At 55.9% G+C, this 202-nt stretch carries 2 tRNA genes; both read left to right on the top strand.

Features of this window, described 5'->3' with window-relative positions:
• The first annotated feature begins 2 nt into the window (after window positions 1–2).
• Window positions 3–77 (top strand) — tRNA-Gly (locus KMHG_RS17145).
• Between the two features lie 3 nt (window positions 78–80).
• Window positions 81–156, top strand: a tRNA-Ala gene (locus tag KMHG_RS17140).
• The last annotated feature ends 46 nt before the right edge of the window (window positions 157–202 follow it).

The following is a 202-nucleotide window of genomic DNA, read 5'->3' as shown; positions in this document are numbered from 1 at the left end:
ATGCGGAAGTAGTTCAGTGGTAGAACATCACCTTGCCAAGGTGGGGGTCGCGAGTTCGAACCTCGTCTTCCGCTCCATATGGGGCCTTAGCTCAGCTGGGAGAGCGCCTGCCTTGCACGCAGGAGGTCAGCGGTTCGATCCCGCTAGGCTCCACCATTTATATATTATGTCGGAGGTATACCCAAGTCTGGCTGAAGGGATC

The sequence above is a fragment of the Kurthia massiliensis genome (assembly GCF_000285555.1).
In the GTDB taxonomy this organism is placed as follows: Bacteria; Bacillota; Bacilli; order Bacillales_A; family Planococcaceae; genus Kurthia; species Kurthia massiliensis.
This window is presented reverse-complemented; position numbering and strand designations above follow the sequence as displayed.